The organism is Amycolatopsis sp. NPDC114505 (assembly GCF_055633615.1).
Genome location: NZ_JBVKDV010000001.1, coordinates 3,478,663 through 3,500,628, shown reverse-complemented (window position 1 = coordinate 3,500,628; position 21,966 = coordinate 3,478,663). Strand labels below are relative to the sequence as shown.

Sequence of the window (21,966 nt, the reverse complement as noted above, 5' to 3'; positions counted from 1 at the left end):
CGGTGGGTCAGCGGTAGACCTCGAACTCGTAGATCCGCGCCGCGCCGTTGCCGTCGTTGGCCGGGGTGGTGAGGTTCAGCTTCACGTACCGGGCCGATCGGGTCGTGATCGGGCTGTACGTGCGGCTGGCCCTCGAACCGGTCACGGACGCGACCGTCGTCCAGGTCGAACCGTCGGTCGACGTCTGGATCGTGAACGCGCCGGTGTTCCAGCCGGTCGTCTCACCGCCGAGGCCGGCGTGCTTCACCACGAACGACGACACGTTCTGCGCCGACCCGAGGTCCACCTGGAGGAACTTCGTGGCCGCGGTGGAGCAGAACTTGCTGTTGTTCGCCAGGCTGCCGTCGACGGCCTTGTCGGCGCTCTCGGACGACGCGCACGCCGCCGAGCCCGTGGCCGCCTTGCCCTGGGCCAGGTTCGTGCCGAGGTCCGGCGCGGTGGCCGGCGGCGTGAACCCGTCGTTGTACGACGGCGGGACGTCGGAGGCGTTCGTGCCCCACGCGCTCGCCGACGAGCCCATCGTGTAGTTCAGCGTCGACGCACCCGCGATGTCGCCGTAGCGGATCCACGACTTGGTCGTCGCAACGCCGTTGACGCTGAGGCTCTGCACGTACTGCGATCCCTGGCCCGCGCCGCTTCCGTTGATCTGGATCGTGCCGCTCGGGCGGATGATCGAGACGGACGGGAACAGCGGGCCGTGCAGGGCGAGGACGTCCGCGCCCGGGGTCGCCGGGTACATGCCCAGCGCGGCGAAGACGTACCACGCCGACGTCGCGCCGAGGTCGTCGTTGCCGGGCTCGCCGCCCGCGCCGGTGGTGAACGACTCGTTCATCACGCGCCGCACCGCCGAGCTGGTGCCCTGCGGGTGGGCGGCGTAGTTGTACGCCCACGGCACGCCGTGCTCGGGCTCGTTGCCGATGTAGAAGTACGGCTGGGTCAGGCCGCCGTTGAGCTGGGTGAAGTGGTGGTCGAGCCGCTGGACGGCGGTCTTCGGGCCGCCCATCAGGTTGATCAGGCCCTGGTAGTTGTAGGGCACCATCCACGTGTACTGCGACGGGTTGCCTTCGGTGTAGCCGCTGTTGCTCGACGGCACGACCGGCCAGGCCCACGTGCCGGTGCTGCCGCGCGGCTGGATGTAGCCGGAGTCGGGGCCGAAGACGTTCTGCCACCACTGGGCGCGCTGCATGTACGTGTTGTACTTCGTGGTGTCGCCGACGGCCTTCGCGAACTGCGCCACCGCGAAGTCCGACGCCGAGTACTCGAGCGAGTCCGACGGGTCCTCGGTGACGTAGTGCCGGCTGACGTACCCGGACTGGCGGCCGCGGATCGAGCCGCCCTGCGCGGTGCCGCCGTTGGAGCTCTTGTCCATCAGCGTCAGCGCCGCCGCCGTGTCGAATCCGCGGACGCCGAAGGCGTACATGCTGCCGACGACGATCGGCCCGGGGTCACCGGTCATCACGAAGTGCTCGTTGTTGTTGTGCGACCACTTGGGCAGCAGGCCGCCCTGCTGGCCGTCGAGCACCATGGACTTGGCTATGTCACTGGCTTCCGCCGGCGCGACCAGCCCGATCAGCGCGGCCCACGAGCGGTAGATGTCCCAGCCGGAGTAGTTCTGGTAGACGGTGTGCGACGCCGTGTGGATCGCCTGGTCGAACCCGCGGTACTGGCCGTTGGTGTCGCTGGCGATGTTCGGGTTCTGGAACACGTGGTACAGCGCCGTGTAGAACTTCTGCAGGTCCGCGGCCGCGCCCCCGGTCACCTGGACGCGGTTGAGGATCGTGTTCCAGCTCGTGTCGGCCGCCGCGCGGGTCCCGGCGAAGTCGAAGCCGGGGTTCTCGGCGGCGAGGTTCGCCTGCGCGTTGGCCAGGCTGACGAACGAGATGCCGACCTTCGCCTGCACGGTGGTGTTCGACGAGGTGTCGAAGGTGACGTAGCCGCCGGCGTTCGCGCCGCTGGTGCTCGCGGACCCGTTCGAGACCGTGCCGCCGAGCCAGGTGCCGAAGCCGCTGGGCGCGCGGTCGAACTGGATGACGTAGAAGATCTGGTACGTCTTCGACGAGCCGCAGAAGCCGCCGCCGGTCGCCGAGCCGGTGAGCTGGCTGCCGCTGATGCTGATCGATCCGTTGCGGTTGCCCGTCGCGCTGCGGCCCGGGTTGACCAGCAGCCGCGCGGACGTCGTGTTGGGGTAGGTCAGCTTCATGAAGCCGGACCGCTGGGTGGCCGACAGTTCGACGGTCGTGTTGTAGTTGTCGAGCTTGTTCTTGTAGTAGCCGGGCGCGGCCGACTCGTTCGCTTTCGTGTAGCGGCCGGCGTAACCCGTCCAGCCGGTGCCCGGCGAGGTGCCGATCGCACCGGTGATCGGCAGCAGGCCGAGGTCTTCGTTGTTGGGGCAGCCCGCCCCGTTGAAGTGGGTGAGGCTGAACTCCTCGATGCTGGTGTCGCTGTAGCGGTAGCCGGACGGCGACCCGGTCGGGGTGTCCGGGCTGAACTGCGTCATCCCGAACGGCACGGCCGCACCCGGGTACGTGCTGCCGCCGGCGCCGCCGGGCACCGGGTTCGGGGAGTTGCTGTTGTCGGTGCCGATGAAGGGATTCACGTACTGCGTAAGGGCCAGCGTCGCCGCGCCGGCGGGTGCGGTGGGCAGTGCGACGAGCCCTCCGGCCGCGATGATCGCGGCGAGCGCCGCCCCGCGCAGCCGTCTGGCGAGTGGTCCGGACATGGAACCTTCCCTCCTTGTCGCACGCTTCCGCCGGGCGACAACGTTGTCGGACAAGCGTTTCTGACAACGTTGTCAACGTGGGACGAGCCGCGCCGACGACGTTGTGGCGATCGAAGTGGTACCGGAACTCGGTGGCACGACATGGTGCCACGGCGGAACCCTGTCGCGGAAGCACCGAAAGTCCGTTGTGCGCCAACCGGTTCGGCGACCGGACCACTCAGCGGCGGTGGACCACCCAGGTCTCGCCGAGTTCGGTCGTCGAGGCTTCGCCGTTCGTCAGGTCCGCGAGCCGGCTCTCGAACGCCGGCCACTCCCCCGGCGCCAGCCCGATCTCGAAACGCGCGAGAGCGTCGAAGCGGGTCGCGTGGATCAAGTACGGCGACTCCCTCAGATCGTTCTCCAGCCGGCCCGCGCGGTCGTAACTCACCGCCACCTCGACGAGCCTGAGACGCCGGTGTTCTAGTACACCAACCACTTCCAGTGCGTCCGAAACGGACTGACCGTACGCGCGGATCAACCCGCCCGCCCCGAGCAGCACGCCGCCGAAGTAGCGCGTCACCACCGCGACCGTGTCCGTCAGCTCCCGGCGGCGGAGCACCTCCAGCATCGGCGTGCCCGCGGTACCCGCCGGCTCACCGTCGTCACTGGACCGCCGGGTTCGCCCATCCGGCCCCAAAACGAAGGCGTGACAGTGGTGCCGCGCGCCCGGTTCCGCCTTCCGGCGGCCCGCGATGAACTCGCGCGCGGCCTCTTCCGACGTCACCGGGGCCAGCGCGCACAGGAACCGCGAGCGCTTGATCTCGATCTCGTGGACCCCTTCACGAGCCACGGAGAGATAACGATCAGTCATCGGGCAAGTCCGCCATGCACTCAGCTTGCCACCCCGCACGGGTGCCGCGACACGTGCCCCAGACCACTTAAGACAGACGTTTCCGCAGGTCAAGGCCACTATCTTCCGATACTCGGGAGGAACAGCCCGGCATATGGGACTACCCTGGGGCCCGTCAACGTAAGCGTGGCATTTCCCACCCGGGGACAACGACGTATGTCGATAACAGCGAATTCACACTATCGTCATAAGACCCGGCGAACCCGGGAGTAACACCGCGCGCTCGAGCCGACCCCCACCACAGTGGTCTGCCCGTGCGCGCACGCAGGACCGACATGTTCGGCTGCCCAGTGTTGTGCGGCCTCCCAGATGACCCACGTCCGGTTCCCGAGCATCGCCGCTCGGCCGGTACCTCGCGGCATCTTGCACTTCGACAACGCCGACAACAGCAACTGTTCTCGACTGACCATCGCGGTACCGGACCACTTCGTTAACCGGTTCAGCTCGAACCACACGATGGAGTGAGTACCGGTCGCGCCAACGCCTTGGGAGGCGGCCAGCCGTGACCCACCGTGCCCGTTCCCTGTCCACCACGGGGCAGCAGCTCAGCAACGCCGAGGCCGAGGGCCTCTACCGCAGCGACTACGAACACGACGCCTGCGGTGTCGCCTTCGTCGCCGACCTGACCGGCCGCCGAGATCATGCGATCGTCGCGAAGGCCCTGGTCGCGTTGCGCAACCTGGAACACCGCGGGGCGCGGGGCGCCGAACCGGACACCGGCGACGGCGCCGGGCTGCTGATCCAGGTCCCCGACGAGTTCTACCGCGACGTCGTGGACTTCGAGCTCCCCGAGCCGGGCACCTACGCCGTCGGCACGGCTTTCCTGCCGCAGGACGAAAAGCGCCGCGGCCGGGCCATGACGACCATCGAGCGCATCGCGGCCGAAGAGGACATGCGCGTCCTCGGCTGGCGCGAGCTGCCGGTGCACACCGAGCACTGCGGGCCGACCGCGGCCGAGACCATGCCGCACTTCACGCAGCTGTTCCTCACCGCGCGCCGCCCGAAGCCGGAGCACTCCGACCCGCTGCACATCGAGCGCAGCGCGTTCTGCGTGCGCAAGCGCGCCGAGCACGAGCTCGTCGAGGACGACGTCTACTTCCCCAGCCTTTCGTCGCGGACGATCGTCTACAAAGGAATGCTGACCGAGGGCCAGGTCGAGCGGTTCTTCGCCGACCTGACCGACGAGCGCGTCACCAGCGCCATCGGCCTCGTGCACTCCCGCTTCTCCACCAACACCTTCCCGTCGTGGCCGCTCGCGCACCCGTACCGGTACGTCGCGCACAACGGCGAGATCAACACCTTGCGCGGCAACCGCAACTGGATGGACGCCCGCGAAGCCCTCCTCGAAACCGACCTGGTGCCGGGCGACCTCAAGCGGATCTACCCGGTGATCACGCGCGGCGCCAGCGACTCGGCGAGCTTCGACGAGGTGCTGGAGCTGCTGCACCTCGGCGGCCGTTCGCTGCCCCACGCGGTTCTCATGATGATCCCGGAAGCCTGGGAGAACCACCAGGAAATGGACCCGGCGCGACGCGCCTTCTACGAGTTCCACTCGACGCTGATGGAGCCGTGGGACGGCCCGGCGCTCGTCGCCTTCACCGACGGCAGCCAGATCGGGGCGGTCCTGGACCGCAACGGCCTGCGCCCCGGGCGGTACTGGGTGACCGACGACGGCCTCGTCGTGCTCGCCTCCGAGGTCGGCGTGCTCGACATCGACCCGGCGACGATCGTGCGCAAGGGCCGCCTCGAGCCCGGCCGGATGTTCCTCGTGGACACCGCCGAGGGCCGGATCGTCGAGGACGACGAGGTCAAGACCGAGCTGGCCACCGCGCACCCGTACGACGAGTGGGTCGAGGCCGGCCTGGTGCAGCTCGACGACCTGCCCGAGCGCGACCGCGAAGTGCCGCTGCACGCCGCGCTCGTCCGCCGTCAGCAGGCGTTCGGGTACACCGAGGAAGAGCTCGAAGCGATCCTCGAGCCGATGGCCCGCACCGGCGCGGAGCCGATCGGCTCGATGGGCAACGACTCGCCGATCGCGACGCTGTCCAGCCGGTCGCGGCTGATCTTCGACTACTTCATCCAGCTGTTCGCCCAGGTGACCAACCCGCCGCTGGACGCCATCCGCGAGGAGCTCGTCACCGCGCTCGGCACCCAGATCGGCGCCGAGCCGAACCTGCTCGTCGGCAACGCGGCGTCGTGCCGCCGGATCGCGCTGCCGTTCCCGGTGCTCGACAACGACCAGCTCGCCAAGCTCGTGCACGTCAACGACGACGGCGACCTGCCGGAGTTCCAGGCCGTCACGGTGCTCGGCCGCTACAACGTCCACGGCGGCGGCGAGGCGCTGATCCAGCGGCTCGACGAGATCCGCGCCGAGGTGTCGGAGGCGATCGAGGACGGCGCACGGCTGATCGTGCTGTCCGACCGCGGCGTCGACGAGAACCACGCGCCGATCCCCTCGCTGCTGCTCACCGGCGCGGTGCACCACCACCTCGTCCGCGAGAAGACGCGCACGCAGGTCGGCCTCATCGTCGAGGCCGGCGACGCGCGCGAGGTGCACCACATCGCCCTGCTCATCGGCTACGGCGTCGCCGCGGTGAACCCGTACCTGGCGATGGCGACCGTCGAGGAGATGGCCCACCAGGGCCTGATCCCGGGCGTGACGCCGAAGCAGGCGACGTACAACCTGATCAAGGCACTCGGCAAGGGCGTCCGCAAGACGATGTCCAAGATGGGCGTCTCGACCGTCGCGTCCTACACCGGCGCGCAGATCTTCGAGGCGGTCGGCCTCGGCGAAGAGGTCGTCGAAAACTGCTTCACCGGCACGACGTCCCGCCTCGGCGGCGTCGGCTTCGACACCCTCGCCGACGAGGTCGCGAAGCGCCACGCCTACGCGTTCCCGGCCGACGGCGTCCGCCCCGCCCACCGCGAGCTGGAGACCGGCGCGGACTACCAGTGGCGCCGCGAAGGCGAGCCGCACCTGTTCAACCCGCAGACGGTGTTCAAGCTCCAGCACTCCACGCGGTCCGGGAAGTACGACGTCTTCAAGGAGTACACGAAGGCCGTCGACGACCAGTCCGAGAAGCTGCTGACGCTGCGCGGGCTGTTCGACTTCAAGTACGGCAAGCGCGCGCCGGTGCCGATCGACGAGGTCGAGCCGGTCTCCGAGATCGTCAAGCGGTTCGCCACCGGTGCCATCTCCTACGGCTCGATCTCGATGGAGATGCACCAGACCCTCGCCATCGCGATGAACCGCCTCGGCGGGAAGTCCAACACCGGTGAGGGCGGCGAAGACGCGGAGCGGCTGTACGACCCGGAGCGTCGCTCAGCGGTCAAGCAGGTCGCGTCCGGCCGGTTCGGCGTCACCAGCGAGTACCTCGTCAACGCCGACGACATCCAGATCAAGATGGCGCAGGGCGCGAAGCCCGGCGAGGGTGGGCAGCTGCCCGGCGCGAAGGTGTACCCGTGGATCGCGAAGACGCGGTTCTCGACGCCGGGCGTGGGATTGATTTCGCCGCCGCCGCACCACGACATCTACTCGATCGAGGACCTCGCCCAGCTGATCCACGACCTGAAGAACGCCAACCCGAAGGCCCGCATCCACGTGAAGCTGGTGTCCGAGGTCGGCGTCGGCACGGTCGCGGCGGGTGTCTCGAAGGCCCACGCCGACGTCGTGCTCATCTCGGGCCACGACGGCGGGACGGGCGCGTCGCCGCTGTCGTCCATCAAGCACGCGGGCGGCCCGTGGGAGCTCGGCCTGGCCGAGACGCAGCAGACGCTGCTGGCCAACCGGCTGCGCGACCGGATCGTCGTGCAGACCGACGGCCAGCTCAAGACCGGCCGTGACGTGATCGTCGCGGCGCTGCTCGGCGCCGAGGAGTTCGGCTTCGCGACCGCGCCGCTGGTGGTGTCGGGCTGCATCATGATGCGCGTCTGCCACCTCGACACGTGCCCGGTGGGGGTCGCGACGCAGAACCCGAAGCTGCGCGAGAAGTTCAGCGGCAAGGCCGAGTACGTCGTCAACTTCTTCGAGTTCATCGCCCAGGAAGTGCGCGAGTACCTGGCGGAGCTGGGCTTCCGGTCGATCGCCGAGGCCGTCGGGCACGCGGAGTTCCTCGACAAGCGCAAGGCCGTCGACCACTGGAAGGCGGCCGGGCTCGACCTGTCGCCGATCTTCCACGTGCCCGAGATGGCGCCGGCCGGGCTGCGGCTCCAGCAGACGCAGCAGGACCACGGGCTCGAGAAGGCACTGGACAACACGCTGATCCAGCTCGCCGAAGGCGCGTTGAACTCCGGCGACAAGGTGCGGCTGGAGCTGCCCGTCCGCAACGTGAACCGGACCGTCGGCACGATGCTCGGCTCGGAGCTGACCCGGCGGTGGGGCGGTGAGGGCCTGCCCGACGACACCATCGACGTCACCTTCACCGGGACCGCCGGCCAGTCGTTCGGCGCGTTCGTGCCGAAGGGCATCACGCTGCGGCTCTACGGCGACGGCAACGACTACGTCGGCAAGGGCCTCTCCGGCGGGCGGCTGATCGTACGCCCGTCGACGGACGCGCGGATCGCCGCCGAGGACCACATCATCGCCGGGAACGTCATCGCCTACGGCGCGACCAGCGGCGAGATCTTCATCCGCGGCAAGGTCGGCGAGCGGTTCTGCGTGCGCAACTCGGGCGCGCTGGCCGTCGTCGAAGGCGTCGGGGACCACGCCGGCGAGTACATGACCGGCGGCCGGATGGTCGTGCTGGGCGGGATCGGGCGCAACTTCGCGGCCGGCATGTCCGGCGGCATCGCCTACGTGCTGGACCTGCCCGCGCACCGCGTCAACCCGGAGATGGTCGACCTCGACCCGCTCGACTCCGAGGACGCGGACTTCCTGCGCGAGACGCTGGAAAAGCACTACGACGAAACCGAGTCCGCGGTCGCGCGGGAACTGCTGGCCGACTGGGACGCGGGCGTCGACCGCTTCGGGAAGGTCATGCCGAAGGACTACAAGCGCGTGCTCGCCGCCCAGGTGCAGGCCGAGCGGGACGGGCGCGACGTGAACGAGGCGATCATGGAGGCAGCTCATGGCTGATAATCGCGCAGCCAGTCATGAGTGCCGACCGGGTGCGGGTGTCCCGCAAGAAACGGAGGCCGCACATGGCTGACCCCAAGGGCTTTCTGACCACCACCCGCGAAGAGCCGAAGCGGCGTCCGGTCGGCCTGCGGCTGATGGACTGGCGAGAGGTCTACGAGGACTTCGCGTCCACGAAGCTGGAGAAGCAGGCCGGCCGCTGCATGGACTGCGGCATCCCGTTCTGCCACCAGGGCTGCCCGCTCGGGAACCTCATCCCGGAGTGGAACACGCTGGTGTGGCGGGAGGACTGGCAGCAGGCCATCGAACGGCTGCACGCGACCAACAACTTCCCGGAGTTCACCGGCACGCTGTGCCCGGCGCCGTGCGAGACCGCGTGCGTGCTCGGGATCAACGACGACCCGGTGACGATCAAGCGCGTCGAGATCTCCATCGTCGACCGCGCCTTCGAAGAGGGCTGGATCACGCCGCAGCCGCCCACCGCGAAGACCGGCAAGAAGGTCGCGGTCGTCGGGTCCGGCCCGTCGGGACTCGCCGCGGCGCAGCAGCTCACGCGCGCGGGCCACAGCGTCGTGGTCCTCGAGCGGGCCGACAAGATCGGCGGGCTGCTGCGCTACGGCATCCCCGAGTTCAAGATGGAGAAGTCCCGTCTCGACCGGCGCCTGGCGCAGATGGAGGCCGAGGGCACGGAGTTCCGGACCTCGGTGAACGTCGGCGTCGACATCACCGCGGCCGAGCTCCAGTCGTCCTACGACGCGGTGGTGCTCGCCGGCGGGGCCACCGACTGGCGCGACCTGCCGATCACCGGCCGCGAGCTCGACGGCATCCACCAGGCCATGGAGTTCCTGCCGCCGGCCAACCGGGTCGCTTCCGGTGACCTCTCCGAGTCCCCGTACTCCGCTTCGGGCTTGGATGTCGTCGTGATCGGCGGCGGTGACACCGGCGCGGACTGCGTCGGGACGTCGCACCGCCAGGGCGCTCGGTCGGTGACGCAGCTCGAGATCATGCCCAAGCCGCCGGAGGCCCGTTCGGACGCCCACCCGTGGCCGACGTACCCGATGATCTACCGGGTGTCCTCGGCGCACGAAGAGGGCGGCGAGCGGATGTACGCGGTGAACACGCAGGAGTTCCTCGGCGACGACGCCGGCCGCGTGCGCGCTCTGAAGCTGGTCGAGGTACGCAACGAGGGCGGCAAGTTCGTCCCGGTCGAGGGCTCCGAGCGCGAGCTGCCGGCCCAGCTCGTCCTGCTGGCGATGGGCTTCCTCGGGCCGCAGAAGAAGGGCCTGATCGAGGACCTGGGCGTCGAGCTGGACCCGCGTGGCAACGTGGCCCGCGGCAAGGCGTTCAAGACGAGCCTGGACAACGTGTTCGTGGCCGGTGACATGGGCCGCGGCCAGTCCCTGATCGTCTGGGCGATCGCGGAGGGCCGCAGCGCCGCGGCCGGCGTGGACGCCTACCTGACCGGGCGCGAGGTGCTGCCCCGGCCGATCGCGCCGACGGACCGGCCGATCGCGTAAGACCCGGCGCCGGCGGAGGTGTCACTGTCGCCACCTCCGCCGGCGCTGTCCCACTGCTCAGCCGTAGTAACCCTTTTCGAGGTCGTCCAGCAGTCCCGGGTGCGTCGGCTGCCAGCCGAGCAGTTCCTGGGTCTCCTCGCTGGAAGCCGGCTGGTCGATCCCCAGGAGCGCGCCGAGGAAGCCGAGCTCCTCGGCCTCGACGGACGTGACCGGGAGCCCGAGCCGGCGGCCGACCACCTCCGCGACGTCGCGGATCGCCACGCCCTCGTCGCCCACCGCGTGCAGCACCGAACCCGCGGGCGCCTGCTCCAGCGCCAGGCGGAACAGGTGGCCCGCGTCCACGACGTGCACGGCCGGCCAGCGGGCCGTCCCGTCCCCGACGTAGGCCGCGATGCCCCGCTCCCGGCCCGCGAGCACCAGCCGCGCGATGAGCCCGTGGGCGTCCCCCTCGCCGTGCACCGTCCGCGGCAGCCGGACGACCGACGCGCGGACCCCGCGGTCCGCCGTCTTCACGACGGCACGGGCGTTGTCCATCCGGCCCGCCACCGGCCCGAAGCCCGCCGGGTCGTCCCGCTCGGTCGCGACGCGCCCGGCCACCCACGGCGTCCCCGACGCGGCGATGAACGGCTTGCCTTCGAGCACGGCCGTCATGGCCTCGACGGCGGCCGCGTCGGTGCGGATCGCGGCGTCCATCCGGCCGAAGTCGTGGCCGAAGGCGAGGTGGACGACGCCGTCGGCGTTGTCGGCGCCGGCTTTGAGCGTTTCGAGGTCGCCGAGGTCGCCGCGGAGCACCTCGGCGCCCCTTTCCTCGACGGTCGCCGCGGCGGCCTCCGATCGGGCGAGGCCGACGACCTGGTGGCCGGCCGCGAGCAGTTCGGGCACGAGGGCCGAGGCGATCCAGCCGTTCGCTCCGGTGACGAAGACACGCATGAGAACCTCCCTGTGATGACACCTGGTGCCATCACGCTAGCACGTATGACGACACCGGGTGTCATCGCTTAAGCTGGAGGCATGAGCCGCTGGGAACCGAACGCACGCGAGCGGCTGGTGCGCGCCGCGGTGGAGTCGTTCGCCGAGCGCGGCTACGACGAGGTGACGGTCGCGGAGATCACCGAGCGCGCCGGGCTGACCAAGCGGACGTTCTTCCGGCACTTCGCCGACAAGCGCGAAGTGCTGTTCGCCGGCCAGGACATCCTGAGCCGCACGTTCGCGGAGGCGATCGCCGCGGCCCCGGCGTCGGCGACCCCGATCGAGGCGATCTCGGCGGCGCTGACGGCCACGGAGACGGCGTTCGGCCCGGACCACCGCGAGTTCGCGCGCAAGGTCCAGGCGGTGGTCGCGGACCACACCGACCTCCGGGAACGCGAGCTGCTCAAGCGGGCGAAGCTCCGGGCCGCGATGGCCGACGCGCTGCGGGCGCGCGGCGTGCCGGACCCGGCGGCGAGCCTGGCCGCCGAGATCGGCGGGCTGGCGTTCACGACGGGGTTCGCGCGCTGGGTGGCGCCGTCGAACGAACGCACCTTCGGCGAGGAGGCCCGGGCGGCGCTGGCGGAACTCGTCGAGGCGACGGCCAAGCTCGGCTGAGGCGGGTGGTTCAGCGGGGCAGAGTGCTGCCCTTGGGGCCGTGGCTGTGCGAAACGAGCTTGGCGAAGCAGTGGTCGGCATCGAGGTGCTCGGCGACGCACCAGGCGTTCGCGGCCGCGCCGGTGGGGAACGTCGTGCTCGCCACCGTGACCCAGAAGTCGCCCTTCGTGTAGCTCGCGTAGTCGCCGGACCAGAGCAGCAGCGCCGACGGGTACGCCTGCCGGGTCGACGTGAAGTCGGCCCAGATCGCTCGGTAGTCGTATGTCGTCCCGTCCGCGACCAGGCCGTAGCTCTTCGACGACAGCTGCGGAACCCACTGGTCCGCCACGGATTCCACCCGCGCCCGGTCCGTGTCCACCTGCCGCTGGAGCGTGGAGCGGGCGGACGTCTCGTCGGACACCGGGTCGGGCGCCGAGGTCGTGGTGGTCACCGGCGGCTCGGTGGAGGGCACGGACGTCGTGGGCGCCGCGTACGGGTAGGCGCCGTAGCTCCCGTACCCGCCGCCACTCGTCCCGGTGCCGCCGGAGTCCGCGTAGCTCGTCGTGCCCATGCCGAGCTCGTGTCCGCAGACCCTCGCCGTCCCGGCCGTGGCCCGGTCCAGCTCGAAGCCGTTCGTCGAGTCGGAATCGGAGATCCGCTCCAGCGCGGACGCGTCGGCGCTCAGCCCGCCGCCCTGGTACCGATCGGCCAGGTCGGCCAGATCGCCGGCACTGGAGAAAACGGCGTTGTCGAAAAAGCCGTTCGCCGACATCAGGTCGTTTCCCAGCTCGTCGAAACCGGTGCACAACGCCCGGCGGTCGACCGGTCCGGTGGCACACCCCGCGAGCCCGAGCACCCCGATGGCGACGGCGCCGACCAGCACGGCCACCCGAATTCTTCCCTGGTTCATCTCCGCCTCCAGCGTTCTCGGGGCGGATGTCGGCGGCCGCGGGAATTCCGCTACCGGCTCCCGCGAACTGTCGCGGAAATGACCGGTAGCGGCGGACACGGAGGGCGTGCAAAAAGTGATTCACCGCCCCGGTGTCCCCCGATCCGCTTCGACGCTCAACTTAATCTTTCGTGTGAATGCCCCGGTTTCGGTGGCACGCGACGTCGCGGTGTCGGCAACCTGGGTTTCAGGGGGCACGGCCGACGGGGGGAGCTTCGGCCGGTCGTGCGCCCCTGCGTCATCCACACGGGAGGGGAGCCCGCAATGAGTGTCGACCTGTCCACCACGCTGTCCTGGACCACCGCGACCGGGGACGCCGAGGTGATGCTCGGCGAACTGCAGCCGAACATCCTCAAGGCCCACGTCCGCGACCACCTTTCCGTACTATTGCTGGCTTTCGGCGACGCCGCGGAGGCGCGGGCGTTCCTGGTCTCGGTCACCGGGAAGATGAAGTCCGCCAAGGCACACCTCGACGAAGTCGGCGCCTTCAAGGGCGGCGACGCGGCCGGCACGCCGTACGTCGGGGTGGGGCTCACGGCGGCCGGCTACAACGCTCTCGGCGTCGAGAACTTCCCGCAGGACGAGGCATTCCTGCGAGGGATGGCGGCACCGGCGACGCGGCGGAAGCTGAACGACCCGCCGCGCTCGACGTTCGATCCGGGCTACCACGGGGAAATCCACGCCGTCGTGCTCGTCGGCGACGCCACGGACAAGGCGATGACCGCGCGGCGCAACGAGATCCTGGACCTGCTGCCGGACTCCGTCGCCGTGCTCGCGGAGGAGACCGGCCTCGGCCGCGTCAACGCGCGGGGCGAGGGCATCGAGCACTTCGGGTACGTCGACGGCCGGAGCCAGCCGCTGTTCCTCACCGAGGACGTCGACGCGGAGAAGAACAACACCGACGGCATCAACGTGTGGAACCCGGCGGCGCCGCTGTCCCAGGTGCTGGTGCCGGACACCGCGGCCCCCGATCCGGCCGTGCACTTCGGCAGCTACTTCGTCTTCCGCAAGCTCGAACAGAACGTGCGGCGGTTCAAGCAGGCGGAGGCGGACCTGGCCGACACGCTCGGCCTGTCCGGCGACGACCGGGAGCGCGCGGGCGCGATGATCATCGGCCGGTTCGAGGACGGCACCCCGCTCACCACGCAGCGCGAAGACGGCGCGGAAAGCCCGGTGTCGAACAACTTCACCTACGACAGCGACCGCGCGGCGCTGAAGTGCCCGTTCCAGGCGCACATCCGCAAGACGAACCCGCGCGGATCCGGCGGCGCCGAGGAACCGGCCGGCGAGCGCCTGCACCTGATGGCGCGCCGGGGCGTCACCTACGGCGAACGGCCGGACGACCCGAACGCCGACGTCCCGCCGTCGGCGCGGCCGAGCGGCGGGGTCGGGCTGCTGTTCATGGCGTTCAACGCGGTACTGGGCAACCAGTTCGAGTTCACGCAGGCGGTCTGGGCGGACAACCCGGGCTTCCCGATCGTCGACGGCGTCACACCGGGGCTGGACCCGGTGATCGGCCAGGGCGAGCGCGGCACGTCGGACTACACGGTCGAGTGGGGCGGGTCGGCGCAACGCACGGCCGACCCGGTGCCGCAGTCGGTGACCTTGCGGGGCGGTGAGTACTTCTTCATGCCGTCACTGGCCTTCCTGCGGGCGCTCTGACCCGGGCGCGGCGAGGTCAGGCGGGGCCGAGCAGATCCAAGGCCAGCAACCCCGCTCCCAGCCGCCCGGCCTCGTCGCCCAGCTTCGCGATCCGCAGCTCCGGCATCCGCTGGAACGTCAGGTGCGCGGCCAGCCACTCCCGCACCGGCTCCAGCACGTAGTCCGCCGCCGTGAACAACCCACCTCCGAGGATGATCACCTCCGGCCCCAGCAGCGTCAGCAACGTCCGGATCCCGTGCCCGAGCCCGTCCAAAGCGTCCTGGACCACCGCCACCGCGACCTCGTCGCCGTGCCGAGCCAGCTCGACGACCTCGCGAGCGCCGTCGGCCGCGCGGCCCGTGCGTTCGGTGTAGCGGCGGGCGATCGCTGCCGCCGACGAGATCGCCTCCAGGCAGCCGATCGCGCCGCAGCCGCACTTGCCGGGGTGGCCGACGTCGATGTGGCCGACCTCGCCCGCCTGCCCGTGGGCGCGGTGGATGCGGCCGTCGAGCAGCAGCGCGGCCGCGATCCCGGTGCCGACCGGGATGAACGCCGCGTTCGTCGCGCCCTGTCCCGCGCCCACGCGGAACTCGGCGACGCCGCCCGCGGTGACGTCGTGCCCGAACGCCACCGGCAGCCCCAGCCGCCCTTCGAGCAGCTCGCCGAAGGGGACCTCGCGCCAGTCGAGGTTGGCCGAGAAGTGGCAGACGCGGGTCTCCTCGTCCACGATGCCGGGCACGACGACGCCGACCGCGTCCGGCGTCCCGGTACCGGCCTGCGAGGACAACGCGGCCACGATGTCCACCACCTGGGCGGCCAGCGCCGTCCCGTCCGCGCTGCGCGCCGTCTCCGCGCGCAGCGTCGCCCTGGGCTCGAGCTGCTCGTCCAGCAGCGCCGCCTTGATCGTCGTCCCGCCCACATCGAGGGCCGCCACCATTCGAGTCACCGCGGCATTGTCACATTGACGCGGCCCAAACGGCGGACCTACGCTCAACCGGCCAGACGAGGAGATTCCGGAACGCGGTGCAAGTCCGCGCGGTCGCGCCACTGTGACCCCCGCGAGGGGGAAGCCAGACCCGGATCCCTTCGTGCAGTCCCCGATGAGGCCGCGAAAGCCCGAGGAGGCCACGCTCATGTCCCACACGGCAGCTCCCGCCGTACCGCTCCCGATCCGCATCCCGATCCGTGAGATCGTGCCGTGGGCGGTGTTCGTGGTGCTCCTCGCCCTGATCGCGGTGTACTTCGTCAGCGCCGAGCAGGGCGCCACCTCGATCTTCGCGAACATGTACGTCCACGAGTTCGTGCACGACGGCCGGCACCTGCTGGCCTTCCCCTGCCACTGATCGGCGGCACGACCTCCCATGATGAAGACCCTGCTGGTCCGCGGCATGCTCGCGGGCCTGATCGCCGGTGTGCTCGCGTTCGGGTTCGCCTACGCCTTCGGTGAGCCGTCGGTGAACACCGCCATCGGGCTCGAGGAGTCCGGCGGCCACGCCCATTCCCACGATGCGGGCGCCGGGCCCGCCGAAGAACACGAGGAAGAGCTCGTCCCGCGGGACATCCAGAGCACGGTCGGGCTGCTCACCGGCGTCGTCGTCTACGGCCTCGCGATCGGCGGCCTGCTCTCGCTCGCCTTCGCGTTCGCCCAGGGCCGCCTCGGCACCCTCCGCCCCCGCGTGACGGCGTTGCTGCTCACCGGCGGCGCCTTCGCCGTCGTGTTCCTGGTCCCGTTCCTGAAGTACCCGGCGAACCCGCCCGCGGTGGGCCAGGCGGGCACGATCGGCTCGCGCACCGAGCTGTACTTCGGGTTCGTCGCGGTGTCGCTGCTGGTCGGCATCTTCGCGACGGTGTTCGGCCGCAAGCTCGCGGACCGCTTCGGCGCTTGGAACGGCTTCCTCCTGGCCGCGGCGGGCTACCTCGTCGTGATCGGCGTGGTGGCCTGGCTGATGCCGGCGGTCGACGAGGTCCCGGCGGACTTCCCGGCCTCGACCCTCTGGGACTTCCGCACGGCTTCGGTCGGCACCCAGGTGGTGCTGTGGCTGGCGCTGGGCCTGGCCTTCGGCGCCTTCGCGGAGAAGGCGCTCACCAAGAAAGCCGTGGCCGTCGCCGGAGCGTGATCCCGGTCCCTTAGGATTTCCCCGCCGGGTCGGGGGATTCCGGAGGGGGAACCTTGTTCGACGAGACGCGCTCGACGCTGTCCAGCCACACCCAGACGACGGTCCGCGGACCCGTCGAGTCCCCCGGGACCGACGGGTTCGCGATCACGGCGTTCGTCATGGGGCTGCTCGGGCTGGTCCCGCTCGCCCTCGGCTTCGGGACCCGCGCCTTGATCCGGCTCAGCCGCAACGGCCGGGACGGCACCGGCCTGGCGGTCGCCGGGCTGGTGCTCAGCGTGCTCTGGATCGGCGTCGGCCTGGTGGCGATCACGCCGCAGCACCCGACGGCCGCCCCGGACTACATCGACGCCATGACGATCGGCGACTGCCTGGACTCCGAAGCGAACGCCACGCAGGTGGTCCGGGTCGCCTGCGACGTGCCGCACGACGAGCAGATCGCCGCGCGGGTCGACGTCGGCAACGGGTACGAGACCTACCCGGGGCTCACCAAGCTGCAGGAGCCGGCGCTGGCCTTGTGCCGGATCGCGGCGGCCGCGTTCTTCACCGAAGGCACCCCGCCGCCCAGCATCGAGTTCGCCGCGCACGTCCCGACCGAGTCGTCCTGGAGCACCGGGGCCCGGGAGGCGGTCTGCACCCTGCGTCAGGTCAGCGGAAAGCTCACCGCGTCCGTGCCCCGCTAGGGCGCGCCGGGCGGGACGAACGGCAGGCCCTTCGGCGCGCCCAGGTCCAGCAGGGTGCGCAGCGCCGCGGTGTCCAGGTGCTCGCCGACGGCGTCGGCCAGCTTCTCCAGCATCTCCTCGCGCAGGTCGGCGAAGCCGGGAGCGTCCGCCGCCGGGGTCCACCCGACCCCGGCCTGGGCCGCCGCTTCCGTGAGCCACGCGCGGCGGAAGGCGTCGTTCTCGAAGGCGCCGTGCCACATCGTGCCCCAGACCGCGCCCGCGCGCGTGCCGTCCAAAAAGGACTCCTGGGGCGCGGACAGTGTCACCGAGCCGTGGTGGATCTCGTACGCGTCGACGGGGTTTCCCCGCCAGCTCCCCGACGGGCGGGCGAGCACCTTCTCCCCGGCGAACAGGACCCGCGCCGGCAGCAGGCCGAGTCCCGACACCTCGCCGGCACCGGACTCGACGTCGTCCACAATGGACTCGGCGAGCATCTGGTAACCGCCGCAGATGCCGAGGATCGGCTTTCCGGACGTCGCCCGGGCCGCCAGGGCCGTGTCGAGACCGCGGCCGCGCAGCCAGGCCAGGTCGTCCACGGTGGCGCGCGACCCGGGCAGCACGACGACGTCCGCCGCCGCGACGGTGTCGGGGTCGGCCGTCAGCGTCACGGTGACGCCGGGTTCGGCGGCGAGGGCGTCGACGTCGGTGGCGTTGGACGCGCGCGGGAAGCGCACAACGGCCACCCGCAGCCCGCGGCCGTGGGCCTCGCGGCGCCAGCCGGCGGCGGCGAGGGCGTCCTCGGAGTCGATCCAGACGCGGTCGAGCCACGGCAGCACGCCCAGCACCGGCCGGCCGGTGACCTTCTCGAGGCTGTCCAGGCCGGGGCGCAGCAGGCCGACGTCGCCGCGGAACTTGTTGACGACCCAGCCCGCGACGAGCGCCTGGTCCTCGGCGGAGAGCAGGGCGAGGGTGCCGAACATGGCGGCCAGGACGCCGCCGCGGTCGATGTCGCCGACGACGAGCACGGGCAGCCCGAACCGCCGCGCGAGCCCCAGGTTGACGTAGTCGCCGCCGCGCAGGTTGATCTCGGCGGGACTGCCGGCGCCTTCGCAGACGACGACGTCGTAGCGGGAGCTGAGGTCCTCGTAGGCCGCGAAGGCGATCTCGGCGAGCCCGGCGCGCCCGGTGGCGTACTCACCGGCTTCGAGGGTCCCGAAGGGCTTCCCGAGCGCGACGACATGACTGCGCCGATCGCTGCCGGGCTTGAGCAGAACGGGGTTCATGGCGGCCTCGGGCTCGACCCGGGCCGCGCGCGCCTGCAGCCACTGCGCGCGCCCGATCTCGGCACCGTCGGCGCAGACCATGGAGTTGTTGGACATGTTCTGGGCTTTGAACGGCGCGACGCGGACGCCCTGGCGGGCGAGCCAGCGACAGACCCCGGCGGTGACGAGGCTCTTGCCGGCATCGGACGTCGTCCCGGCGATGAGGAGGCCGCTCACCGGGCCACCCCGGCGGCGGCCACGACCGCGGCCAGACCCACCAGCCGCGACAACCGCACCGCCCGGCGCAGGTCGACCGGCTCCGGGTCGCGTCCTTCGCCGAGGCGGGCGCGGCTCTCGACCTCGCCGCCGTAGCTGTTGGTCCCGCCGAGCCGGATGTCCAGCGCCCCCGCGAACGCCGCCTCCACCTGGCCCGCGTTCGGGCTCGGGTGCTGCCCGCCGTCGCGGCGCCAGACCCGCCACGCACCCCCCGCGCGCCCTCCCGCGAGCGGCGCGCACAACGCCGTGAGCGCTGCTCCGACCCGCGACGGCGCCAGGTTGACCACGTCGTCGGCACGCGCCGCGGCCCAGCCGAAGTTCCGGTACCGCGGTGACCGGTACCCGACCATCGCGTCGAGCGTGTTGAGCGCGCGGTAGCCCAGCAGCCCCGGCATCCCGGCGACCGCGCCCCAGAACAGCGGCGCGACCACGGCGTCCGAGGTGTTCTCGGCGATCGACTCGGTCGCCGCGCGGGTCAGCTCGGCGGAGTCGAGCGTCGTCGCGTCGCGCGCGCAGAGGTGCGAGAGCCGCTGACGCGCCGAAGGCACTTCGCCCGCTTCGAGCAGGCGGGCCATTTCGGCGCCTTCGGCGGCGAGGCCGCGTCCACCGAGTACTGCCCACGTACACGCGGCAGTGAGCGCGAAGCGCGCGAAGGGACGTCGCCGCGTCGCCGTCTGAAGCGCGACGCCGAGGCCGAGAGCGCCGAAGGAGCACAACCCCGTGTACACGGCTCCGCGTGGCTTCGAGTCCGCCCACAGGACGCGTTCGAGGCGCGCGGCCGCCGAACCGAAGATCGCCACCGGGTGCCCCCGTCGGGGGTCGCCGAACAGGGTGTCGGCGGCATATCCGGTAACGAGTCCGGCAGCGGTTGTCCCTAGACGGAGTGGCACGTGGCGCACGGTAGCGCGTGCACCACAATGCCGGGTATGACCAAGCTGACCCACCGGCTCGCCGGCTATCTCGAGAACCTCGCGAAGGCGCTCCGCCGGTACGGACGCGACGACGGCAAGGTGCTGGTCCTCGGTGGCGTCCGCTCGGGGAAGTCGCGGCACGCCGAACGCCTCGTCGCCCGCCACCCGCACCTCGTCTACGTCGCGCCCGGCCTTCCCGCGAGCGACGACGACCCCGAGTGGGCCGCGCGGGTGGCCGCGCACCAGGCACGGCGGCCGTCGCACTGGAAGACCGTCGAGACCACGGACCTGGCGGGCACCCTCCGCAAGGCGACCGAGCCGCTGCTGATCGACTGCCTCGGCACCTGGCTGTCGCGCGTGCTGGACGACGTCGGCGCGTGGCGGGAGAAGCCGGGCTGGGAGCACCGGCTGGACGACCGGCTCGAGGACTTCCTCGCCGCCTGGGCCGCGGCGCGGGTGCCGGTGGTCGCGGTCAGCAACGAGGTCGGCAGCGGTGTGGTGCCCGCAACGTCGTCCGGACGGCTGTTCCGTGATGTGCTGGGCGCACTGAACAACCGGGTGTCCGCCGACGCCGACCGGGTCGTGCTGGTCGTCGCGGGCCGGGCGCTCGACCTGTAGCCAGGAGGCGCCCGTGTTCGACGTTCCCGTCCCCGACCCCGCCGCTCGCACCGCCGCGCTCGAGCGGCTCGACGGCCTGGTCAAGCCGCTCGGCGCGCTCGGCAGGCTGGAGGAGATCGCCGCGTGGCTGGCCGCGGCGCACGGGAGCGTGCCGCCGCGCCCCCTGGACGACGTCCGGGTGGTGGTCTTCGCGGGCGACCACGGCGTGTCGGCGCTGTCGGCGTACCCGCGCGAGGTGACCGCGGCGATGGTGCGGGTGTTCCTGGCCGGCAAGAGCGGCGTGAACGTCCTGGCGGCGCAGGTCGGAGCGAAGGTCCGGGTGGCCGACCTGGGCGTCGACTGGGACGGCGCGGACGTCCCGGCCGACGTCACGGCGCACAAGATCCGCCGCGGCTCGGGCTCGATCGACGTCGAGGACGCACTGGAGCCGGGCGAGGCACGGGCGGCGTTCGAAGCGGGCCGGGCGATCGCGCGCGAGGAGGGCGACGCGGACGTGCTGATCCCGGGCGACATGGGGATCGGCAACACGGCGATGTGCGCTGCACTGGTGGCGGCCTCGCTCGGTCTCCCGGCGGCCGAGGTGGTCGGCACGGGAACGGGCGTCGACGCGGCGGGCCTGGACCGCAAGACGGAGGCGGTCGCGGCGGCGTTGACGCGGACATCGGGCCGGGTGGAGGAGCCGTTCTCCCGGTTGACGGCGCTGGGCAGCGCGTGCGTCGCGGCGACGGCGGGGTTCCTGGTCGAGGCGGCGTTGCTGCGGATCCCGGTGCTGCTGGACGGGGTGTTCTCGGGCGCGGCGGCGCTGGTCGCGCGGGACATCGCGCCGGGGGCGGAGCGGTGGTGGCTGGCCGGGCACCGCTCGACGGAGCCGTCCCAGGCGTTCGCGTTGAAGGCGCTGGGGTTGGAGCCGATCTTGGACTTCGGGCTGCGGTTGGGTGAAGGGAGCGGCGCGGTGCAGGCAGTCCCGACGCTCCGGGCGGCGCGGGCGATCATCGCCGACATGGGCCTGCTGGCGGACCTGGCTTGAGCCGCTGGGCCGACTCCGTGCGGATGGCCGTCGGGACGCTCACCACCGTGCCCGTCCCGGCGCCCCGCGTCATCGATCGGCGGGTTGCCGGCGGGGCCATGATGCTCGCTCCGCTCGCCGCCCTCCCCCTCGCCGCGGCCGCCGGGCTCGTCGTCGCCGGTGGGGATGCTCTCGGCCTGCCGAGGATCGCCGTCGCGGCGGTTGCCCTCGGGGCCGTCGCGCTCGGGAGCCGGGGCCTGCACCTCGACGGGCTCGCCGACACCGCCGACGGCCTCGGCGCCTCCTACGACCGCGCCAAGGCCCTCGACGTCATGCGCCGCGGCGACTCGGGCCCGACCGGCGTCGCGACGCTCGTCTTCGTCCTGCTCGTCCAGGTCGGTGCGCTCAGCCAAGCCCACCATCCCGTCGCCGCCGTCGTCGCGGGGGTGCTCATCGGGCGCTGCACGCTCTCCATGTCCTGCGCGCGCGGAGTGCCGTCCGCGCGGCCCGAAGGGCTCGGTGCCACCGTCGCCGGCTCTGTCCCGAGGACCGTCGCCGCCGCGATCGCCGTGGCCGCCGCCGGGGCGAGTGCCCTGATCCCCGGGCTGGCCTGGTGGCGAGGGACGCTCGCCGTGGTCGTCGCCTACGTCGTCGCCGCGGCCCTGCTCGTCAGGTGCACCAAGCGCCTCGGGGGTGTCACCGGTGACGTCCTCGGCGCCGGGGTCGAGGTCGCCGTCGCCGCCTCGCTGCTCGCCCTCGCCTGAA

General features: G+C 71.5%; 17 protein-coding genes. 10 read left to right on the top strand and 7 right to left on the bottom strand.

Going from position 1 to position 21,966, the window contains the following annotated elements:
* Positions 1-7 precede the first annotated feature (7 nt).
* Both ACZ7OU_RS17310 and ACZ7OU_RS17305 read right to left on the bottom strand, forming a co-directional pair.
* Complete coding sequence (locus ACZ7OU_RS17310; protein ID WP_470255745.1) at positions 8-2,719, bottom strand: GH92 family glycosyl hydrolase; 2,712 nt, start codon at positions 2,717-2,719, stop codon at positions 8-10.
* Between the two features lie 217 nt (positions 2,720-2,936).
* Positions 2,937-3,569, bottom strand: coding sequence for a YigZ family protein (locus ACZ7OU_RS17305; RefSeq protein WP_470240961.1), 633 nt, complete (start codon positions 3,567-3,569; stop codon positions 2,937-2,939).
* A 541-nt stretch (positions 3,570-4,110) separates the two neighbouring features.
* On the opposite strand from ACZ7OU_RS17305, the gene gltB reads away from it, so the two are divergent.
* Both gltB and ACZ7OU_RS17295 read left to right on the top strand, forming a co-directional pair.
* Entirely contained in the window at positions 4,111-8,682 is a 4,572-nt protein-coding gene (gltB, locus tag ACZ7OU_RS17300) for a glutamate synthase large subunit (protein WP_470255744.1), read from the top strand.
* Positions 8,683-8,747: 65 nt separating this feature from the next.
* Positions 8,748-10,199, top strand: a complete 1,452-nt coding sequence (locus ACZ7OU_RS17295; RefSeq protein ID WP_470255743.1) for a glutamate synthase subunit beta — start codon at positions 8,748-8,750, stop codon at positions 10,197-10,199.
* 57 nt (positions 10,200-10,256) lie between these two features.
* Here the strand turns inward: ACZ7OU_RS17295 and ACZ7OU_RS17290 are convergent, their stop codons facing one another.
* Positions 10,257-11,129 (bottom strand): SDR family oxidoreductase, encoded by an 873-nt coding sequence (locus tag ACZ7OU_RS17290; RefSeq protein WP_470255742.1) that lies wholly within the window; start codon positions 11,127-11,129, stop codon positions 10,257-10,259.
* A gap of 81 nt (positions 11,130-11,210) precedes the next feature.
* On the opposite strand from ACZ7OU_RS17290, the gene ACZ7OU_RS17285 reads away from it, so the two are divergent.
* A complete protein-coding gene (locus tag ACZ7OU_RS17285) occupies positions 11,211-11,783 on the top strand; it encodes a TetR/AcrR family transcriptional regulator (protein ID WP_470255741.1) in 573 nt (190 codons plus the stop codon).
* Between the two features lie 10 nt (positions 11,784-11,793).
* Here ACZ7OU_RS17285 and ACZ7OU_RS17280 read toward each other — a convergent pair whose 3' ends face one another.
* Positions 11,794-12,672 carry a hypothetical protein gene (locus ACZ7OU_RS17280; RefSeq protein ID WP_470255740.1) on the bottom strand — a complete coding sequence of 293 codons (879 nt, stop codon included), beginning with the start codon at positions 12,670-12,672 and terminating at the stop codon, positions 11,794-11,796.
* Between the two features lie 303 nt (positions 12,673-12,975).
* Between ACZ7OU_RS17280 and ACZ7OU_RS17275 the strand changes: the two genes are divergently transcribed.
* Complete coding sequence (locus tag ACZ7OU_RS17275) at positions 12,976-14,373, top strand: Dyp-type peroxidase (RefSeq protein ID WP_470255739.1); 1,398 nt, start codon at positions 12,976-12,978, stop codon at positions 14,371-14,373.
* A 16-nt stretch (positions 14,374-14,389) separates the two neighbouring features.
* Here the strand turns inward: ACZ7OU_RS17275 and ACZ7OU_RS17270 are convergent, their stop codons facing one another.
* The gene (locus tag ACZ7OU_RS17270; RefSeq protein WP_470255953.1) at positions 14,390-15,289 is read right to left on the bottom strand and encodes an ROK family protein; all 900 of its coding nucleotides are present in this window, start codon (positions 15,287-15,289) and stop codon (positions 14,390-14,392) included.
* A gap of 196 nt (positions 15,290-15,485) precedes the next feature.
* On the opposite strand from ACZ7OU_RS17270, the gene ACZ7OU_RS17265 reads away from it, so the two are divergent.
* Genes ACZ7OU_RS17265 through ACZ7OU_RS17255 form a run of 3 tightly spaced genes read left to right on the top strand, consistent with a single transcriptional unit; the run spans position 15,486 to position 17,149 of the window.
* Entirely contained in the window at positions 15,486-15,695 is a 210-nt protein-coding gene (locus tag ACZ7OU_RS17265; protein WP_470240968.1) for a CbtB domain-containing protein, read from the top strand.
* Between the two features lie 18 nt (positions 15,696-15,713).
* A complete protein-coding gene (locus ACZ7OU_RS17260; protein ID WP_470255738.1) occupies positions 15,714-16,469 on the top strand; it encodes a CbtA family protein in 756 nt (251 codons plus the stop codon).
* Positions 16,470-16,522: 53 nt separating this feature from the next.
* Entirely contained in the window at positions 16,523-17,149 is a 627-nt protein-coding gene (locus tag ACZ7OU_RS17255; RefSeq protein WP_470255737.1) for a DUF4190 domain-containing protein, read from the top strand.
* Here the strand turns inward: ACZ7OU_RS17255 and ACZ7OU_RS17250 are convergent.
* Complete coding sequence (locus ACZ7OU_RS17250; RefSeq protein ID WP_470255736.1) at positions 17,146-18,627, bottom strand: cobyric acid synthase; 1,482 nt, start codon at positions 18,625-18,627, stop codon at positions 17,146-17,148. The genes ACZ7OU_RS17255 and ACZ7OU_RS17250 overlap by 4 nt on opposite strands.
* Positions 18,624-19,556: a cobalamin biosynthesis protein gene (locus ACZ7OU_RS17245; protein WP_470255735.1), complete on the bottom strand. Its 933-nt coding sequence runs from the start codon at positions 19,554-19,556 to the stop codon at positions 18,624-18,626. The genes ACZ7OU_RS17250 and ACZ7OU_RS17245 overlap by 4 nt, the downstream gene beginning before the upstream one ends.
* A gap of 36 nt (positions 19,557-19,592) precedes the next feature.
* On the opposite strand from ACZ7OU_RS17245, the gene ACZ7OU_RS17240 reads away from it, so the two are divergent.
* Genes ACZ7OU_RS17240 through ACZ7OU_RS17230 form a run of 3 tightly spaced genes read left to right on the top strand, consistent with a single transcriptional unit; the run spans position 19,593 to position 21,965 of the window.
* Positions 19,593-20,195: a bifunctional adenosylcobinamide kinase/adenosylcobinamide-phosphate guanylyltransferase gene (locus ACZ7OU_RS17240; RefSeq protein ID WP_470240973.1), complete on the top strand. Its 603-nt coding sequence runs from the start codon at positions 19,593-19,595 to the stop codon at positions 20,193-20,195.
* A 13-nt stretch (positions 20,196-20,208) separates the two neighbouring features.
* On the top strand, positions 20,209-21,222 hold the full coding sequence (gene cobT / locus ACZ7OU_RS17235) for a nicotinate-nucleotide--dimethylbenzimidazole phosphoribosyltransferase (protein ID WP_470255734.1): 1,014 nt from the start codon (positions 20,209-20,211) through the stop codon (positions 21,220-21,222).
* Positions 21,223-21,245: 23 nt separating this feature from the next.
* Entirely contained in the window at positions 21,246-21,965 is a 720-nt protein-coding gene (locus ACZ7OU_RS17230) for an adenosylcobinamide-GDP ribazoletransferase (RefSeq protein WP_470255952.1), read from the top strand.
* Position 21,966: the final 1 nt, after the last annotated feature.

Coding starts and splice junctions, on each gene's coding strand:
- ACZ7OU_RS17310 (WP_470255745.1), bottom strand. CDS start 2,719: ATGTCCGGACCACTCGCCAGACGGCTGCGCGGGGCGGCGCTCGCCGCG.
- ACZ7OU_RS17305 (WP_470240961.1), bottom strand. CDS start 3,569: ATGACTGATCGTTATCTCTCCGTGGCTCGTGAAGGGGTCCACGAGATC.
- ACZ7OU_RS17295 (WP_470255743.1), top strand. CDS start 8,748: ATGGCTGACCCCAAGGGCTTTCTGACCACCACCCGCGAAGAGCCGAAG.
- ACZ7OU_RS17290 (WP_470255742.1), bottom strand. CDS start 11,129: ATGCGTGTCTTCGTCACCGGAGCGAACGGCTGGATCGCCTCGGCCCTC.
- ACZ7OU_RS17285 (WP_470255741.1), top strand. CDS start 11,211: ATGAGCCGCTGGGAACCGAACGCACGCGAGCGGCTGGTGCGCGCCGCG.
- ACZ7OU_RS17280 (WP_470255740.1), bottom strand. CDS start 12,672: ATGAACCAGGGAAGAATTCGGGTGGCCGTGCTGGTCGGCGCCGTCGCC.
- ACZ7OU_RS17275 (WP_470255739.1), top strand. CDS start 12,976: ATGAGTGTCGACCTGTCCACCACGCTGTCCTGGACCACCGCGACCGGG.
- ACZ7OU_RS17270 (WP_470255953.1), bottom strand. CDS start 15,289: ATGGTGGCGGCCCTCGATGTGGGCGGGACGACGATCAAGGCGGCGCTG.
- ACZ7OU_RS17265 (WP_470240968.1), top strand. CDS start 15,486: ATGTCCCACACGGCAGCTCCCGCCGTACCGCTCCCGATCCGCATCCCG.
- ACZ7OU_RS17260 (WP_470255738.1), top strand. CDS start 15,714: ATGATGAAGACCCTGCTGGTCCGCGGCATGCTCGCGGGCCTGATCGCC.
- ACZ7OU_RS17240 (WP_470240973.1), top strand. CDS start 19,593: ATGACCAAGCTGACCCACCGGCTCGCCGGCTATCTCGAGAACCTCGCG.
- ACZ7OU_RS17230 (WP_470255952.1), top strand. CDS start 21,246: ATGGCCGTCGGGACGCTCACCACCGTGCCCGTCCCGGCGCCCCGCGTC.